At 60.8% G+C, this 2,269-nt stretch carries 3 protein-coding genes and 1 pseudogene; all 4 read left to right on the top strand.

Annotated features, from left to right (window positions below):
* Positions 1-4: 4 nt before the first annotated feature.
* Positions 5-172, top strand: a complete 168-nt coding sequence (locus EN939_RS39875) for a Thivi_2564 family membrane protein (RefSeq protein ID WP_013531988.1) — start codon at positions 5-7, stop codon at positions 170-172.
* Positions 173-375: 203 nt separating this feature from the next.
* Complete coding sequence (gene glpX / locus EN939_RS30735) at positions 376-1,359, top strand: class II fructose-bisphosphatase (protein ID WP_127271399.1); 984 nt, start codon at positions 376-378, stop codon at positions 1,357-1,359.
* Positions 1,360-1,432: 73 nt separating this feature from the next.
* Complete coding sequence (locus EN939_RS30730) at positions 1,433-1,657, top strand: DUF6434 domain-containing protein (protein WP_127271397.1); 225 nt, start codon at positions 1,433-1,435, stop codon at positions 1,655-1,657.
* 189 nt (positions 1,658-1,846) lie between these two features.
* Positions 1,847-2,269, top strand: a pseudogene (locus tag EN939_RS30725) (single-stranded-DNA-specific exonuclease RecJ); the annotation flags it as partial.

Below are 2,269 nucleotides of genomic sequence, written 5' to 3'. Positions count from 1 at the left end.
CACCATGGCTTCATCAGCATTGATCGGCATCCTGATCACATTCCTCGTCATCATCCTCGTTCTCTATCTGGTTCAACGCCTGCCGCTCGATGGCCGGATGAGACAGATAGTTCAGGTGATCGTCATCATCATCGGCATCATTTCACTGCTCAAATACCTCGCGGTTTTCTAGGCCGCGAACGCCGCCATTTTTACCGTTTTGAGACTGGCCCGGCGCACGGCGATCGGGCCAGTCTTGTTTAAGGATGCGGTTTAATCGATTGATATTGTTGGGTATTCGATAAAATCCTCGGTAGGTCTTGCCGTTGTCATGCTGGTTTGACAAAACAGGCCGCCTCCGGCGGGAGGCCGCATTGCCAACGAGGAAATCACCAGATGAATGTGGCCCAGAACATCGTCGCCGGCCTTGACCGGATACTCACCATGGAACTGGTGCGCGTCACCGAACGAGCCGCCGTCGCGGCCGCCAGGCTGCGCGGGCGCGGCGACGAAAAGGCGGCCGACCAGGTCGCAGTCGACGCCATGCGCCAGGAACTCAACCGGCTTGCCATCAAGGGCACGGTGGTGATCGGCGAAGGCGAGCGCGACGAGGCGCCGATGCTCTACATCGGCGAGGAAGTCGGCTCCGGCAAAGGTCCGGCCGTCGATATCGCGCTCGATCCGCTCGAAGGCACGACGATTTGCGCCAAGAACCTGCCCAATGCACTCGCGGTCATCGCGATCGCCGAAAAGGGCAGCCTGCTGTTTGCGCCCGACGTCTACATGGACAAGATCGCCATCGGTCCGGGCTATGCGGACGGCGTCATCGACATCGACGCCTCGGCGGCTGAGAACATCGCCAGCCTCGCCAGGGCGAAGGGCGTGGCCATATCGGATATCACCACCTGCATTCTCGACCGGCCACGTCATGCCAGGCTGATCGATGCCGTGCGCGCCACGGGTGCCGCGATCCGGCTGATCGGCGATGGCGATGTCGCCGGCGTCATCCACACCACGGATCCGGAAGAAACCGGCATCGACATCTATCTCGGCACTGGCGGCGCACCAGAGGGCGTGCTGGCCGCTGCCGCGCTGCGCTGCACCGGCGGCCAGATGCAAGGCAGGCTGATCCTCGACACGCCGGAAAAGGTTGCTCGCGCGGCAAAGATGGGTATTTCCAATCCGAAACGGGTCTATCGGACGGAGGACATGGCGCGCGGCGATGTGCTGTTCGCGGCCACCGGTGTCACCGACGGCAACATGCTGGCTGGCGTCAAATTCGGCCACAATTACATCACCACCCACACGATCGTGCTGCGCTCGTCGTCGCGGACGGTGCGCGAGATCAAGGCCCGCCATCAGGATCTGGATAAGTTCTGACGCTCGCTTGCGAAGCCACCTTGCAATTGCTAGCCATTCGGGCGCATCCGATGCTGGCTGCAAGGATTTGACGATGGAACCGTTCGACTGGCATGCGGATCCGATTTCGCGTGCCACCGCCATCACAAAGTTCTATCGCAACACCCAGAATGTGCGTCGCTTTCTCATCCGGGAATGCGGCGATGCATTCAGGTTTGACCGGCCTTTCATGGCCTGGCTCAAGGACGGTGTGGAAAAGACGATGGGCGATGCGGCCGACGAATGGCTTCGGCGCCAGGCTGAAAAGCGGAAAGCGTAGTTTTCTTGACCTATTCCGGGACGGCGCACATCCGTGAATCGCTTGGCTTTGCCTGCCTTTGGCCTATAGAGCGTCGCGTGAACGCGACGCGCTTAAAATTGTTGCCAATGCAGGTCGTCGCCCCAAAACCGCTGCCCACTTATGGGCGACATGCATTATCGTGCGGCCAACGATGAGTTGGCAAAGCGTATGACCGGCGAAAAACGCCTCTTCCTCGATGTCAGGCAGTCAGTATCAGGGATTTCCTGGGAACATCGGCTGACAGAACGCCAGGACATGATTGCGCTCGCCATCGCGCAAGGCCATGGCGTGCCCGACATCGTCGCGCGGGTGCTTGCCGGCCGTGGTGTTACCGCCGAACAGACCGAGCGGTTTCTCGACCCGACGATCCGCGATCTTCTGCCGGATCCGGCATCGCTGACCGACATGGACAGGGCGGCGGCCCGCATCGCCGCCGCGGTGATGGCCAAGGAAAAGGTGGCGATCTTCGGCGACTATGATGTCGACGGCGCCGCCTCGTCGGCCTTGCTGAAGCGGTTCCTCACGCATTTCTCGGTGCCGTCGGAAATCTACATTCCGGATCGTATTTTCGAGGGCTATGGGCCCAACCCG

The organism is Mesorhizobium sp. M7A.F.Ca.CA.002.05.1.1, assembly GCF_003998335.1.
GTDB lineage: Bacteria > Pseudomonadota > Alphaproteobacteria > Rhizobiales > Rhizobiaceae > Mesorhizobium.
Note: the sequence above shows the minus strand (reverse complement) of the source record. Positions and strands in the feature narration are given on the sequence as shown.

What these genes read in the sequence shown, in the direction of transcription:
- EN939_RS39875 (WP_013531988.1), top strand. Translation starts at nt 5, where the DNA reads ATGGCTTCATCAGCATTGATCGGCATCCTGATCACATTCCTCGTCATC.
- glpX (WP_127271399.1), top strand. Translation starts at nt 376, where the DNA reads ATGAATGTGGCCCAGAACATCGTCGCCGGCCTTGACCGGATACTCACC.
- EN939_RS30730 (WP_127271397.1), top strand. Translation starts at nt 1,433, where the DNA reads ATGGAACCGTTCGACTGGCATGCGGATCCGATTTCGCGTGCCACCGCC.